We start from the raw sequence: 14,215 nt of genomic DNA, 5'->3' as shown, positions 1-14,215 counted from the left end.
GCTCGTCGCTGCCGCGCACAGCGCGGTGGTGGCTGCTGAGGAAGTCGAGGAGGTCAACCCCCTCCTCCCGCACACCTACGACATCGTCTGGTCGTTGGTGATCGTGGTGATCATCGCCGTCGTGTTCATCAAGTACGCCCTGCCGAAGTTCCAGGCCGTCCTCGACGAGCGCGCGGAGAAGATCGAAGGTGGGCTGCAGCACGCCGAGGCCGCCCAGGCCGAGGCGGCCGAGCTGCGCGCGGAGTACGAGCAGCAGCTCGCCGACGCACGCACGGAGGCGGCCCGCATCAAGGAGGCGGCCCGCGCCGAGGGCGGTGCCATCGTCACCGAGCTCAAGGCGAAGGCGGCGGCCGAGGCTGCGCGCACGGTCGAGACGGCCCAGCGCCAGATCGAGGCCGAGCGTCAGCAGGCGGCGGTCTCGCTGCGCAACGACGTGGGTGCGCTCGCCACCGAGCTCGCCTCGAAGATCGTCGGCGAGTCCCTCGAGGACACCGCCCGCCAGTCGCGGGTCGTCGACCGCTTCCTCGCGGAGCTCGAGGCGTCTGCTACCACGAGCGCCGGCAAGGAGAACTGATGCGCGGCACGAGTCTGGCGTCGCTCGGCGCGGTACAGCACCGGTTCGAGCCGGTGCTGTCCGCGGCGGGCGCGCAGGGGATCACGCTCGGCGAGCAGCTGTTCGCCGTCGTCGACGCCTTGGACTCCTCGGGCTCGCTGCGGCGGACCCTGTCGGACCCCGCCATCGACGGCGACGCCAAGGCAGGGCTGGTGTCGAGCGTGCTCGGCCGGCTCGACGCCCGGGTCGTCGACGCGGTGTCGGACCTCGTGAAGTCGCGCTGGTCGTCCGCCGAGGACCTCATCGAGGCCGTCGAGCGCCTGGGCTTCGACGCCGTGCTCGCTTCGGCGCAGGCCGGCAAGGAGCTCGAGCGCGTCGAGGACGAGCTGTTCCGCATCACGCGGTCGCTCGTCGGCCAGCGTGAGGTGCGCCAGGCGCTGTTCGACCCGCGGGTCCCCGGCGACAAGCGCGCCGACCTCGCGGAGAACCTGCTGCGCGGCAAGGTCACCGACGCCACCCTCGCGGTGGCACGGCGAGCGGCCGCGTCCCCGCGTGGTCGTCGCTTCGTCGCGACCCTCGGTCTCGTGGGCGAGCTCGCCGCGGCGCGGCGCGAACGCCTCGTGGCGTCCGTGACGTCCGGCAGCGAGCTCTCGCAGGCGCAGCTGGACCGGCTCGGTGCCCTCTTGCAGCAGGAGTACGGGCAGGACCTGCAGCTCAACGTGACGGTGGACCCCGCGATCCTCGGGGGACTGCGCATCCAGGTGGGCGCGGACGTGGTCGACTCGACCGTGCTCGCCAGGCTCGCCGACGCACGACGACGACTTGCCAGCTGAGAATCGGCCCCAGGCCGGTCCCTTGAACGACGTGCACGAACGTACGACCGCCCGACCGGCGGTCACGACAGGAGAAGAGCAATGGCTGAGCTGACGATCCGGCCGGACGAGATCCGGGCCGCGCTGGACAGCTTCGTGAAGTCCTACGAGCCGACGGGCGTGGTCTCCGAAGAGGTCGGCCGCGTGACCCTGACGGCCGATGGCATCGCGCAGGTCGAGGGCCTCCCGGGCGCGATGGCGAACGAGCTGCTGCGGTTCGAGGACGGCACGCTCGGCCTCGCGCTCAACCTCGACGTCCGCGAGATCGGCGTCGTCGTGCTGGGCGAGTTCACGGGCATCGAGGAGGGCCAGGAGGTCCGCCGCACGGGCGAGGTGCTCTCCGTCCCGATCGGTGACGGCTACCTCGGCCGCGTCGTCGACCCGCTGGGCCAGCCCATCGACGGTCTGGGCGAGCTGAAGACCGAGGGCCGCCGCGCCCTCGAGCTGCAGGCCCCGGGCGTCATGGCGCGCAAGAGCGTCGACGAGCCGCTGCAGACGGGCCTCAAGGCCATCGACGCGATGATCCCGATCGGCCGTGGCCAGCGCCAGCTGATCATCGGTGACCGCCAGACGGGCAAGACGGCGATCGCGATCGACACGATCATCAACCAGAAGGCCAACTGGGAGTCGGGCGACGAGACCAAGCAGGTCCGCTGCATCTACGTCGCCATCGGTCAGAAGGGCTCCACCATCGCCGCCATCCGCGGCGCCCTGGAGGAGGCCGGCGCGCTCGAGTACACGACCATCGTCGCGGCCCCCGCGTCCGACCCGGCCGGCTTCAAGTACCTCGCGCCCTACACCGGCTCGGCCATCGGCCAGCACTGGATGTACCAGGGCAAGCACGTCCTGATCGTCTTCGACGACCTGTCCAAGCAGGCCGAGGCCTACCGTGCCGTGTCGCTGCTGCTGCGTCGCCCGCCGGGCCGCGAGGCGTACCCCGGTGACGTCTTCTACCTGCACTCCCGTCTGCTGGAGCGTTGTGCCAAGCTCTCGGACGAGCTGGGCGGCGGCTCGATGACGGGTCTGCCGGTCATCGAGACCAAGGCCAACGACGTGTCGGCGTACATCCCGACCAACGTCATCTCCATCACGGACGGTCAGATCTTCCTGCAGTCCGACCTGTTCAACGCGGACCAGCGCCCGGCCGTCGACGTCGGCATCTCGGTGTCCCGCGTCGGTGGTGCCGCGCAGGTCAAGGCCATGAAGAAGGTCTCCGGCACGCTGAAGCTGGACCTCGCGCAGTTCCGGTCCCTCGAGGCGTTCGCGATGTTCGCGTCCGACCTCGACGCCGCCTCGCGCGCCCAGCTGACCCGCGGCGCCCGCCTCATGGAGCTGCTCAAGCAGGCGCAGTACACGCCGTACCCGGTCGAGGACCAGGTCGCGTCGATCTGGGCCGGCACCAAGGGCAAGCTGGACGACGTCCCGATCGCCGACGTGCGCCGGTTCGAGACCGAGCTGCTCGACCACCTGCGCCGCAACACGGACGTCCTGTCGACCATCGCGTCGTCGGGCAAGCTCGAGGACGACACCGAGAAGGCTCTCGGGGACGCGATCGACGAGTTCCGCAACGGCTTCCTGGTGGGCGACGGCACGACGCTGGTCGGCTCGTCCGACGACGGCGCCGAGGTCGAGATCGAGCAGGAGCAGATCGTCCGGCAGAAGAAGGGCTGACGTGGCAGGTCAGCAGCGCGTCTACCGGCAGCGGATCCGGTCGACAGAGTCGCTGAAGAAGATCTTCCGTGCGATGGAGCTCATCGCTGCGTCGCGGATCGGCAAGGCGCGCGACCGGGTGACGGCGGCGACGCCGTACTCCCGCGCGCTGACCCGTGCGGTGTCGGCCGTGGCCACGCACTCGAACGTGACCCACCCGCTCGTCACCGAGCGGACCGACACGGACCGGGTCGCGGTCCTGGTCGTCACGTCCGACCGTGGCATGGCCGGCGCCTACTCGGCGAGCGCGATCCGGGAGGCCGAGCGCCTCATCGGTCGACTCACCGAGGCGGGCAAGAAGCCGGTCGTGTACGCGACCGGCCGCCGGGCCGTCTCCTACTACTCGTTCCGCGGGCGTGAGCTCGCGGCGCAGTGGACGGGGAACTCCGACGCACCGTCGGTCGAGGTCGCCGCCGAGATCGCCGACACGCTGCTCGCGGCGTTCGAGGCACCGGCGGACCAGGGTGGTGTCTCCGAGCTGCACGTCGTGTTCACGCACTTCCGGAACATGGTGTCGCAGAGCCCTCGGGTCATCCGGCTGCTGCCGCTCGAGATCGTCGAGGGTGTCGAGGCGCGCGACGAGAACGAGATCCCGCCGCTGTACGAGTTCGAGCCGTCCCCGGAGGCCGTGCTCGACGCGCTGCTGCCGATGTACGTGCGCAGCCGCATCTACACCTGCCTCCTGCAGGCGGCGGCCTCCGAGCTCGCTGCGCGGCAGCGCGCGATGCACACCGCTACCGAGAACGCCGAGGACCTGGTGCGCATGTACACCCGGCTCGCCAACCAGGCCCGCCAGGCCGAGATCACCCAAGAGATTAGCGAGATCGTGTCGGGCGCCGACGCTCTCGCCTCCTGACGACTACGTCCCACAGACGAACCGGAGAAACACCATGACTGCTACCACTACCGAAGCTGCCGTCGAGCACGCGTCCGGTCCTGGCGTGGGTCGGGTCGCGCGGGTCATCGGCCCCGTCGTCGACATCGAGTTCCCGTCGGACCAGATCCCCGAGATCTACAACGCTCTCCAGGTCGACATCGACCTGTCGGCGCAGGGCGAGGGCGAGGCCGCGGGCGTCTCGACGATGACGCTCGAGGTCGCCCAGCACCTCGGCGACTCGCTCATCCGCGCCATCGCGCTGAAGCCGACCGACGGCCTGGTCCGCGGCGCGCTCGTGCGCGACACCGGCAAGGCGATCAGCGTGCCCGTCGGCGACATCACCAAGGGTCACGTCTTCAACGTCATCGGCGAGGTGCTCAACCTCAAGGAGGGCGAGAAGCTCGAGATCACCGAGCGCTGGCCCATCCACCGCAAGCCCCCGGCCTTCGACCAGCTCGAGAGCAAGACCGAGATGTTCGAGACCGGCATCAAGGTCATCGACCTGCTGACGCCGTACGTGCTCGGCGGGAAGATCGGCCTCTTCGGTGGTGCGGGCGTCGGCAAGACGGTGCTCATCCAGGAGATGATCCAGCGCGTCGCGCTCAACCACGGTGGTGTGTCGGTGTTCGCCGGTGTCGGCGAGCGCACCCGTGAGGGCAACGACCTCATCGTCGAGATGGAGGAGGCCGGCGTCTTCGACAAGACGGCGCTCGTCTTCGGCCAGATGGACGAGCCGCCGGGCACGCGTCTGCGGGTCGCCCTGTCGGCGCTGACGATGGCGGAGTACTTCCGCGACGTGCAGAAGCAGGACGTGCTGCTCTTCATCGACAACATCTTCCGGTTCACGCAGGCTGGTTCCGAGGTGTCGACGCTGCTCGGCCGCATGCCGTCCGCGGTCGGCTACCAGCCGAACCTCGCCGACGAGATGGGCCTCCTGCAGGAGCGCATCACCTCGACGCGCGGTCACTCGATCACCTCGCTGCAGGCGATCTACGTGCCCGCCGACGACTACACCGACCCGGCCCCGGCCACGACGTTCGCGCACCTCGACGCGACGACGGCACTGTCGCGCGAGATCGCGTCCCGCGGTCTGTACCCGGCCGTGGACCCGCTGACGTCGACGAGCCGCATCCTCGACCCGCGCTACGTCGGCCAGGCGCACTACGACGCCGCGACGCGCGTGAAGTCGATCCTGCAGCGCAACAAGGAGCTCCAGGACATTATCGCGATCCTCGGTGTCGACGAGCTGTCGGAGGAGGACAAGACGGTCGTCGCACGCGCCCGCCGTATCCAGCAGTTCCTCTCGCAGAACACGTACATGGCCGAGAAGTTCACCGGTGTCGTCGGCTCGACGGTCCCGCTCACGGAGACGGTCGAGGCCTTCGGCAAGATCGCCGACGGCGAGTTCGACCACATCTCCGAGCAGGCGTTCTTCAACATCGGTGGCCTCGAGGACCTCGAGCGCAACTGGGCCCGCATCCAGAAGGACTACGGCGTCTGACCTGTCAGGCCAACGCAGGGGCGTCCACCACGGACGCCCCTGCGTACCCGTAGTCCCGCACAACATCGAAGGAGGGTCCCGTGGCAGACATCGAGGTCGAGCTCGTCGCCACCGCCGGAAAGCTCTGGTCCGGCACCGCCCGCATGGTCTCGGCCAAGGCCGGGGAGGGTGAGATCGGCATCCTGGCCGGTCACGAGCCCGTGCTGTCCGTGCTCCAGCCCGGCGAGCTCCGCGTGTTCCCCGTCGGGGGCGGCGAGCCGAAGCGCTGGCAGGTCGAGGGCGGCTTCCTGTCCTTCGACTCGAACCACCTGACCATCGTCGCCGACAACGTCATCGAGGGCGCTCGCCCCACGACGTCGCCTGCCACGCACTGAGGGCGCCGAGACGGTGAGCGGACACGTCGTCGCACTCCTGAGTGTGATCGTCGTGGTGCTGCTCGCCGTCGTCGCCCTGTGGTTCTCCCGGGTGCACACGCTCAACCGTCGGGTCGGGTCGTTCCACTGTGCGCTGGGCCGGACCACCTCGGGGCCCTGGTCCTCGGGTGTCGCGCAGTACGGCACCGACCGGCTCTACTGGTGGCGCTACCGGTCGCTGGCAGCCCGGCCGCACGCCCGGTGGCAGCGCGTGGGTCTCGAGGTGCTGGCGCGCACCGACTGGCATGCCGGTCAGGTGGTGGTGACGTGCCGCCCCGGTTCCGAGACCGAGCCCGTCCACCTGCTGATGAGCGCCGAGGCCTACGCCGGCCTCACGTCGTGGATCGAGGCGACGCCGTCGCGCGTCGGCTCGGTCATCTGACTTCTCGGAAAGAGTTCTTCATGCGCCTCGTCGTGGCGTCCTGCTCGGCCCGCTACAGCGGCCGGCTCAACGCGCACCTGCCCCTGGCCACGCGCCTCCTGGTGGTGAAGGCCGACGGCAGCGTGCTGCTGCACTCCGACGGCGGGTCGTACAAGCCGCTGAACTGGATGAGCCCGCCGTGCACGCTCGCGGTGTCGGAGCCGTCCGCGGAGGCCATGGCCGCCGGTGTCACGGAGGTGTGGACCGTCCAGCACCAGAAGTCGGACGACCGCCTCGAGATCGACCTGTACGAGGTCCTGCACGACTCCGCGCACGAGCTGGGGGTGGACCCCGGACTGGTGAAGGACGGTGTCGAGGCCCACCTGCAGGAGCTCCTGGCGGCGCAGATCCTGCTGCTGGGCACCGGGCACACGCTGGTGCGGCGGGAGTACCCGACGGCCATCGGCCCGGTGGACATCCTGGCCAAGGACCCCGCGGGCGGCACGGTCGCCGTCGAGATCAAGCGGCGCGGGGACATCGACGGCGTCGAGCAGCTGACGCGGTACCTGGAGCTGCTCAACCGCGACCCGCACCTGGCGCCGGTGCGCGGGGTGTTCGCCGCGCAGGAGATCAAGCCGCAGGCCCGCGTGCTCGCCACGGACCGGGGGATCGGCTGCCTCGTGCTCGACTACGACACGATGCGCGGCGTCGACGACAGCAGCACGCGCCTCTTCTAGGACCCACCTCACACCGCCGGGCTCTTGAACATGTTCAGTTGAACATGTTCAACTGGCCGCATGAGCGACGACACGAAGGCCCTCGTCCGGTCCACGGCCCTCCGCCTGTTCCGTGAGCGCGGCTACGCGGCGACGACGATGCGGGCGATCGCGCAGGAGGCCGGGGTCGCCACGGGGAACGCGTACTACCACTTCGCGTCGAAGGACCACCTGGTCCAGGAGCTCTACCTCGACGTCACCCGGGAGCACGCGACGGCCGCCCGGGCCGTGCTGGCGCAGGGCGGCGACCTGACGGCACGGCTGCGCGGGGTGATGCTGGCCGGGGTCGACGCGTTCGCGGAGTACCACGCGTTCGGTGCCGAGTTCGTGACGGTCGCCATCCGGCCCGGCTCGGCCGCCAGCCCGTTCTCCGCCGAGTCGGGCGAGTCGCGTGAGCTGAGCCAGGGGCTCTTCCGCGAGCTGGTCGAGGGTGCGTCGCCCGCCGTCCCGCCCGGCCTGCGCGACGAGCTGCCCGAGCTCCTGTGGCTGGCGCAGCTCGGGGTCACGCTCTTCTGGGTCTACGACGGCTCACCCGGGCAGCGGCGGACGCGGACGCTGGTCGAGGGGATCGCGCCCCTGATCGGACGACTGGTCAAGCTGTCGCGCCTGCCCGTGCTGCGCGGTGCGTCCGAGGACGTGCTGGCACTCGTCCGAGCGGTCCGGGCATGAGCGAGCTGCCGGTCGTGCGCGATGCAGCCGACGACGTGCTCGCGCCGGTGCAGGCGGTGCGCGCATGAGCGGGCTGTCGCCGGTCGCTGCCGACGTCGTGCGGGTGGTGGTGGGGCTCGGGACCGTCGTCGTGCTGCCGCTCGGGCTGCGGCTGCTGGGCGACCGGGCGGTGCCGCACTCGCGCTCGGCGCTGTGGCCGTCGGTCGGGGTGCTCGCGGCGGTGAGCGTGTGGCTCCCGGTGGGGGCGTTCGCCGCGCTGCTCGCGGTGCCGTTCGCGCTGGCCGGCGTCGTCCTGGCCGGCTGCGCGCTGCGCGTCCGGGGGTTCTCCACGGCGATCGCACTGGCGACTCCGCTGGTGGGTGCGCTCGCGCTCGTCGCGGAGCGGGCGGGCTGGGGTCTGCTCGGGTTCTCCGGGGACTACCTGGCGCTGACCGTTCCCCACATGCTGTTCGCGGGGTTCGGGGCGTGCCTGGTGGTGGGGCTCGTGGCGAGGACGGACGGCTCGCGCGTCGCGAGGACGGCGGCCGTGGCGGCGCCGACCGGCGTGCTCCTCGTGCTGGCCGGCTACTTCGTCTCGGACGCCGCCGAGCTGGTGGGAGCGGTGGTCCTGACGATCGGGCTCTGGTGCGCTGCAGCCGCCGCCGTGGGGCTCGTCGGGTCGAGCGGTGCCCGGGCGCTCCTGCGGGTCGGTGCGGTGACCATCGTCGTCTCGATGCTCCTGGCGCTCTGGTGGGCGGTCGGCGAGGCGACGGGTCTGGCGCACCCGAGCCTGTCGTGGATGGCCGCGACGCACGGGGTCGCGAACGCGCTCGGCTTCGTCCTGTGCACCCTGCTCGGGCTGCGGCTCCTGCCGAGGGCTCCCGAGCCGACCGGGCTGACCTATGCGGAGGTCGGCGCCACGCAGGCGGGACCGCTCCCCGACGGCTACCGGCACCTGCGGGTGCGGCACCTGCTGATGCCGGGCGCGACGGCACTCGACCTGGGAGCGGTCGGCGACGCGCTGCTGCGCTGGCAGGTGCACGAGGCGGCTCTTGTCGAGGTGATCCCGGACGGTCCGGAGGCCGTCCCCGGCCTGCGGGTCGTGAGTCGTCCCGGACTCGGGCCGGTGTACCTGCCCGTGCCGTGCCAGGTGGTCTGGGTCGAACGCGGGGCGGATCGGATCGGCTTCGGCTACGGCACCTTGACGGGTCATCCGTTCCGTGGCGAGGAGGCGTTCACCGTGGAGCGCGACGCCGCGGGGGACCTGTGGTTCGTCGTGACCGCCTTCTCGGTGCCGGACCGCTGGTGGGTCCGGCTGGCGGGCCCGCTCACCGTGGTGGGGCAGCGGCTCTACCTGCGGGTGCTCGCGCGGGGCGCGCGCCGCATGGCCGGTGTCCGTCAGCTCGGGGGTGTGGCATGAGTGTCCGCGGCCCGGGCACGATCGCGGCGCTGTGCCTGCGGTGCCTCGTCGTGCTCGCGGGCGTCAACGTGGTGGGACTCGGGATCGCGGCTGCGGCCCTGGGGCAGGAGCGGACCGGTTCGGGCCTGATGGTCGCCCTTGCGTACCTCCCGTACGCGCTGCTGGTGGCGATCGTCCCGGTGGGGGTGGTCGGGTTCCCCGCCGGACTGCTCACGGCGCGGCTGCTGGCCGGTGTGAGCCGCGAGCTGGTGCACGTCCTGGTGTTCGCTCTGGTCGGCGCGGTCCTGTCGGTCGCGCTGTGCGCGTGGTGGGGCATGCTCGACATCGCCGGCTGGTCCTGGATCGTCGCCGCCGCTGAGGGGGCTGTCGGAGCCGGTGGCGCGCGGTGGTGGACCGGGCGCGCGCACGCCCGCAAGGTCCGCTGGTCGGACGCGCAGGGAGCGGCGCTGCCATGGGGAAGGATTGGGGCGTGAGCACCGACACCCCTCTCGTCCTGCGCGGCCGGCTCGTCACGCCTCGCGGCATCCTCGACGACGGCATCGTGGTCGTCGACGGCCCCACCATCGTCTGGGTCGGCCCGACCGATCGACTGCCCCGAGGGTGGGCAGCGCCCGAGCCGAGCGACGCGACGATCCTTCCCGGCCTGGTCGACCTGCACTGCCACGGGGGCGGTGGCGCGAGCTTCCCGGACGCGGTCGACGCCGCCGACGCGCAGCGTGCCGTCGACGAGCACCGCCGGCACGGCACCACGAGCCTGGTCGCGTCGCTCGTCACGGCGTCGCCGGAGATCCTCCTGCTGCGGACCGCCGTGCTCGCGGAGCTCGCGGACGCGGGAGAGATCGTCGGCATCCACCTCGAGGGCCCGTTCCTGTCGGCGCACCGGTGCGGGGCACAGAACCCCGCGGACATGCTCGACGGCGACCCGGAGCTGGTGCGCAGCATCGCCGGGGCGGCCCGCGGCCACCTGGTCACCATGACCGTGGCGCCGGAGGTGCCGGGGGCCGAGGAGGTCGTCGCGGCGCTGGTCGACGTCGGCGCGGTGCCGTCCATCGGGCACACCGACGCCTCGGCGGAGCAGGTCGACGAGGCCGTGGACCGCGGGTTCGACCTGCTGGCGTCCCGGTCCAACGGTCGGCTCACCGCGACGCACCTGTTCAACGGCATGCGGCCGCTGCACCACCGCGACCCGGGCCCGATCGCGGCCTGCCTCGCGGCCGCGGCGCGCGGGGAGCTGGTCGTCGAGCTCGTGGCGGACGGCACCCACCTGGCCGACGGGACCGTCCGGTCGGTGTTCGACCTCGTCGGTGCGGGCTCGATCGCGCTGGTCACGGACGCGATGGCGGCCGCCGGGATGCCCGACGGCGAGTACCGGCTGGGCCCGATGGCCGTGCGGGTGGCCGACGGGGTCGCGCGGATCGCCGACGAGACCGGCGCGATCGCCGGCGGAGTGGCGCACCTGCTCGACGTGGTGCGGAACGTGGTCGCCGCGGGGATCCCGCTCGAGGACGCGGTGCTCGCCGCGGCCACGGTGCCGGCCGACGTCCTGGGCCGTCGCGACCTCGGCGCGCTCGCCGCGGGCCGCCGCGCGGACCTCGTCGTCACGGACGCCGACCTGGCGCCGCTGCGCGTCCTGCGCGGGGGCGCCTGGGTCTAGCGGGGCTCGAGCACGACCACCGGCGTCACGGTCGTCCGCGTCGCGGCGTAGGCGTCGAGCTTCGGGTTCATGTCGGTCCAGACCTTCCACAGCCGTTCGCGTTCCTGCCCGACCACGGTGCGAGCGCGCACGGGTCGCGGCTCCTCGCCGTCCAGGCGGACGACCGCCTCGGGCTGCGCCTCGAGGTTCAGCCACCACGCGGGGTGGCCCTCGATCCAGCCGTTCATCGCGAGGGTCACCAGGTTCGGGCCGTCCTCGAGGTAGCCGAGGATGACGCTGCGCTCCTGCCCGGACGTCCGCCCGGTCGTGGTCAGGCGCAGGGCGCCGTAGCCGCGCTTGTTCGACGGAGCCCACAGGAACCGGCCGCCGCTGATGCGGTGGAGACCGCGGTGCACGCGCCAGGCCACCCGGATGAACCACTTCGGGGGGAGTGCCGGCGCCGGCGTCGTCATCGCCCCACCGTAGTGGCCGCTACGCGCGGCCCCGCAGGGATCCGAGCCGGATCTCACCGACCAGGACCAGTCGCAGGTCACCGACGGCCGCGGACGACACCGGGATCTCCACGCTCGACCAGTCGTACCGGCCGCCGGTCGGCGAGGACGCCGTCCCGAGCGACCGCCACCCGCGCGCGTCGCGCACCTCGACCCGCACCGACCCACCTCGCGCCACGGCCAGCTCGACGCGGCCGACCCCCGTGAGGTCGACGTCCCGGAACACCACCCAGCCGGTGCGCCGCCCCCGCGTGACCTCGAGGGCGTCGCCAACCTCGCGGGTACGTTCGGCGAACGTGATGTCCTCGCGCTCGTCGTGGTCGATGGCGCGCACCCATGCGTCGAGCCTGCGCGCGGGGACGGGCTCGCCGTCGACGTCGACCTCGACCACGAGGGGCAGGTCCGCCGAGGACGGCCCCGCGTGCAGCTCGTACCGCCCGGGCTCGACGACGAACCGTCCGCTCGTGACGTCCCAGACCGCGAACGCGTCAGCGGCGATGTCGAGGTCGACGACCGCCGTCTGCGCGGGCTCCAGCCGGACCCGTCGGTGCGCGACGAGCCGGCGGTGCGGCACCGGCAGCCGGTGCTCCGGGGCGGCCGCGTAGACCTGGACCAGCTCGTCGACCGGCCGGTCGCCCGTGTTCCGGACGGTCACCCGGACCGAGTCGGCGGTCCGCTCGATCGCCTCGTAGGCGACGGTCGTGTAGCTCCGGCCGTGCCCGAACGCCCACCGGGCGGGCCGGGGCGCGTACCAGTGCGTGAGCCCGCCGCCGATGACGTCGTAGTCGAGCAGGTCACCGGCGTCCTGCTCGGTCTCGGGCCAGGCCTGCGCCAGCCGGCCGTACGGCTCGGCGTCGCCGCGGAGCACGTCCGCCAGCCCGTGGCCGAGCTCCTGGCCGCCGTGCGCGGACCACACGACGGCCGCGGCGTCGTCGCCGAGCGCTCCGAGGACGTACGGGTACGACGAGACGACGACGAGGACCGTCGCGGGGTTGGCCTCCAGCACCGCGCGGGCGAGCTCCGCCTGCGACTCGGGCAGCCGCAGGTGCGGGCGGTCCTCGGTCTCCCGGCCGAGCAGGTGGGGGTCGTTGCCGACCGCCAGCACGACGACGTCGGCGTCGCGCGCCGCGTCCACTGCGCGCGCGGTCCCGGACCGGACGGTGCGCAGCGTGAACCGCTCGGCGGTCGCCGCGGAGGACGCGTCGGCCACGAGCACGCCGCCGTCGCGCTGCACCATCACCCAGCGGCCGGAGCCCGTGTGCTGCAACGAGACGGAGCCGTCGTCGTGCCGGTGCGCCCGGAAGCTCTCCTGCGCCACCCACCCGTGCACGCTCGGCGCGTCCGCGCGCAGGATCCAGCCGGCGCCCGTCCAGAGCAGACCGGATCCCACGGCACGGAGCGTCAGGACGCCCTCGCCCCAGTCGGTGACGTCGTGGGGGGCAGCCGTGCGGGCGGTGGCGACGAGCATCCCGTCCGTGCCGACGTCCACGTAGTCACCCGTCGTGCGGGACCGCAGCGCGACGGTGTCGGCGCCGTTGACCACGTCGACCGGGTCGAGCGCCTCGGCGATCGAGACCGTGTAGGGCGGCGTGCCCGAGTACCAGTCGGCGAGGACCTGGTCGGCGTGGGGTCCGACGACGGCCACGCGGGAGCCGTGTCGCAGGGGCAGCACGCCGTCGTTCTCCAGGACGACGACCGCACGTGTCGCCGCCTCGCGGGCCAGAGCGCGGCTGGCGGGCAGGTCGAGGTCGGCGGCGTTCACGGAGGCCCAGGGGTCGAGGTCGGGGTCCAGCTCGCCGGTCGCCAGGCGCAGCTCGAGCTGGCGCAGCGCGGCGCGGTCGACGTCCGCCTGGTCGAGGAGCCCGCGCTCCAGGGCGGCGGTCAGGTGCGCGATCGTCCGGGTCGGGTCGGCGTCGTGGTCGGTGAACGAGTCCACGCCGGCCCGGACCGCGGCGGCGGCGGCCTCGACGTGGTCGTCGTAGTAGCGCTCGCCGACCACCAGGTTGGTCGGTGCGCCGGCGTCCGAGACGACGAACAGGGACGCCTGCGTCCACCCGCGGACCTCGTCCAGGAGCTCGCGGGCGACGTGGTTCGGGCGGCCGTTGACCAGGTTGTACGACGGCATCACCGCGCCCACGACACCGGCCTCGATGGGGCCGCGGAATGCCGGCAGCTCGTACTCGTGCAGCACCCGGGGCGACAGTTGCGCGCTGGTGACGCTGCGGTCGGTCTCGTTCCCGTAGGCGACGAGGTGCTTCAGTGTGGGGACCGTGCGCCAGTAGGTCGGGTGGCCGCCGCGCAGGCCCCGGGCGTACGCGGTGGCGAGGTACGCGGTGAGGTGCGGGTCCTCCGAGAACCCCTCCTCGTTGCGACCCCACCGCGGGTGGCGCAGCGGGTTGACCACCGGCGCCCACACATTGAGCGAGACGGTGGGGTCGGCGGCGTGCTTGGCCCGGACCTCGGTGCCGACGACGGTGCCGACGCGCTCCAGCAGGTCCGCGTCCCACGTCGCGGCGAGCCCGACGGGCTGCGGGAACGTGGTGGCCGTCCCGAGCCACGCGACCCCGTGCAGCCCTTCGGTGCCCGTGCGGAACGGACCGAGACCGACGCGGGGGACGGGGGCGGCGTGCTGGTGCAGGAGGGCGAGCCGCTCGGCCGGGGTGAGCTGGTCCAGGAGCTCCTGGGCGCGCGCCGCGAAGGGCCGATCGGTCGGGGTCGGGTCGGCCACGGGGTCCTCGTCGTCGAGTGGTCAGGGACAGCCTGCAAAACGTTTAAGCCTGGAAACGTCGAACCGATTCGACGATGGTTCGACGGCGCGCGAGCAGGCATCGTGCGGCATTCATGGTGCTTGACGGCCCTGTTTGTCGCAAGTGCCGATCCAGGTCCCGTAGGTCTTGCCTCGCTCGGGGCATGGCCATAGAGTCTCGCCGTCGAACCGC

General features: G+C 72.4%; 14 protein-coding genes. 12 read left to right on the top strand and 2 right to left on the bottom strand.

Annotation, left to right across the window (positions count from 1 at the left end):
* Positions 1 to 28: 28 nt before the first annotated feature.
* The 12 genes from J2X26_RS00150 (at position 29) to J2X26_RS00095 (ending at position 10,785) form a co-directional block, all read left to right on the top strand.
* Complete coding sequence (locus J2X26_RS00150; RefSeq protein ID WP_307488751.1) at positions 29 to 574, top strand: F0F1 ATP synthase subunit B; 546 nt, start codon at positions 29 to 31, stop codon at positions 572 to 574.
* On the top strand, positions 574 to 1,386 hold the full coding sequence (locus J2X26_RS00145) for a F0F1 ATP synthase subunit delta (RefSeq protein WP_307488748.1): 813 nt from the start codon (positions 574 to 576) through the stop codon (positions 1,384 to 1,386). Before J2X26_RS00150 ends, J2X26_RS00145 begins: the two co-directional genes overlap by 1 nt.
* An 81-nt stretch (positions 1,387 to 1,467) precedes the next feature.
* Positions 1,468 to 3,096 (top strand): F0F1 ATP synthase subunit alpha, encoded by a 1,629-nt coding sequence (gene atpA / locus J2X26_RS00140; RefSeq protein WP_307488746.1) that lies wholly within the window; start codon positions 1,468 to 1,470, stop codon positions 3,094 to 3,096.
* A gap of 1 nt (position 3,097) precedes the next feature.
* A complete protein-coding gene (locus J2X26_RS00135) occupies positions 3,098 to 3,991 on the top strand; it encodes a F0F1 ATP synthase subunit gamma (protein ID WP_307488744.1) in 894 nt (297 codons plus the stop codon).
* 34 nt (positions 3,992 to 4,025) lie between these two features.
* Positions 4,026 to 5,513 carry a F0F1 ATP synthase subunit beta gene (atpD, locus tag J2X26_RS00130; protein WP_307488742.1) on the top strand — a complete coding sequence of 496 codons (1,488 nt, stop codon included), beginning with the start codon at positions 4,026 to 4,028 and terminating at the stop codon, positions 5,511 to 5,513.
* Between the two features lie 80 nt (positions 5,514 to 5,593).
* On the top strand, positions 5,594 to 5,887 hold the full coding sequence (locus J2X26_RS00125; RefSeq protein WP_307488741.1) for a F0F1 ATP synthase subunit epsilon: 294 nt from the start codon (positions 5,594 to 5,596) through the stop codon (positions 5,885 to 5,887).
* A gap of 13 nt (positions 5,888 to 5,900) precedes the next feature.
* The gene (locus J2X26_RS00120) at positions 5,901 to 6,308 is read left to right on the top strand and encodes a DUF2550 family protein (protein WP_307488737.1); all 408 of its coding nucleotides are present in this window, start codon (positions 5,901 to 5,903) and stop codon (positions 6,306 to 6,308) included.
* Between the two features lie 20 nt (positions 6,309 to 6,328).
* Complete coding sequence (gene nucS, locus J2X26_RS00115) at positions 6,329 to 7,024, top strand: endonuclease NucS (RefSeq protein WP_307488735.1); 696 nt, start codon at positions 6,329 to 6,331, stop codon at positions 7,022 to 7,024.
* 60 nt (positions 7,025 to 7,084) lie between these two features.
* The gene (locus J2X26_RS00110; protein WP_307488733.1) at positions 7,085 to 7,732 is read left to right on the top strand and encodes a TetR/AcrR family transcriptional regulator; all 648 of its coding nucleotides are present in this window, start codon (positions 7,085 to 7,087) and stop codon (positions 7,730 to 7,732) included.
* A gap of 64 nt (positions 7,733 to 7,796) precedes the next feature.
* Positions 7,797 to 9,131, top strand: a complete 1,335-nt coding sequence (locus J2X26_RS00105; RefSeq protein WP_307488731.1) for a YndJ family transporter — start codon at positions 7,797 to 7,799, stop codon at positions 9,129 to 9,131.
* Complete coding sequence (locus J2X26_RS00100; protein ID WP_307488730.1) at positions 9,128 to 9,604, top strand: hypothetical protein; 477 nt, start codon at positions 9,128 to 9,130, stop codon at positions 9,602 to 9,604. The genes J2X26_RS00105 and J2X26_RS00100 overlap by 4 nt, the downstream gene beginning before the upstream one ends.
* Entirely contained in the window at positions 9,583 to 10,785 is a 1,203-nt protein-coding gene (locus J2X26_RS00095) for an N-acetylglucosamine-6-phosphate deacetylase (RefSeq protein WP_307488729.1), read from the top strand. Before J2X26_RS00100 ends, J2X26_RS00095 begins: the two co-directional genes overlap by 22 nt.
* Here the strand turns inward: J2X26_RS00095 and J2X26_RS00090 are convergent.
* Together J2X26_RS00090 and J2X26_RS00085 are read right to left on the bottom strand one after the other, a co-directional pair.
* Positions 10,782 to 11,237, bottom strand: coding sequence for a nitroreductase/quinone reductase family protein (locus J2X26_RS00090; RefSeq protein ID WP_307488727.1), 456 nt, complete (start codon positions 11,235 to 11,237; stop codon positions 10,782 to 10,784). The genes J2X26_RS00095 and J2X26_RS00090 overlap by 4 nt on opposite strands.
* Positions 11,238 to 11,256: 19 nt before the next feature.
* The gene (locus J2X26_RS00085; RefSeq protein ID WP_307488726.1) at positions 11,257 to 14,004 is read right to left on the bottom strand and encodes a glycoside hydrolase family 3 protein; all 2,748 of its coding nucleotides are present in this window, start codon (positions 14,002 to 14,004) and stop codon (positions 11,257 to 11,259) included.
* Positions 14,005 to 14,215: the final 211 nt, after the last annotated feature.

It is taken from the genome of Cellulomonas humilata, from assembly GCF_030814415.1.
Taxonomy (GTDB): Bacteria; Actinomycetota; Actinomycetes; order Actinomycetales; family Cellulomonadaceae; genus Cellulomonas; species Cellulomonas humilata_A.
Note: the sequence above shows the minus strand (reverse complement) of the source record. Positions and strands in the feature narration are given on the sequence as shown.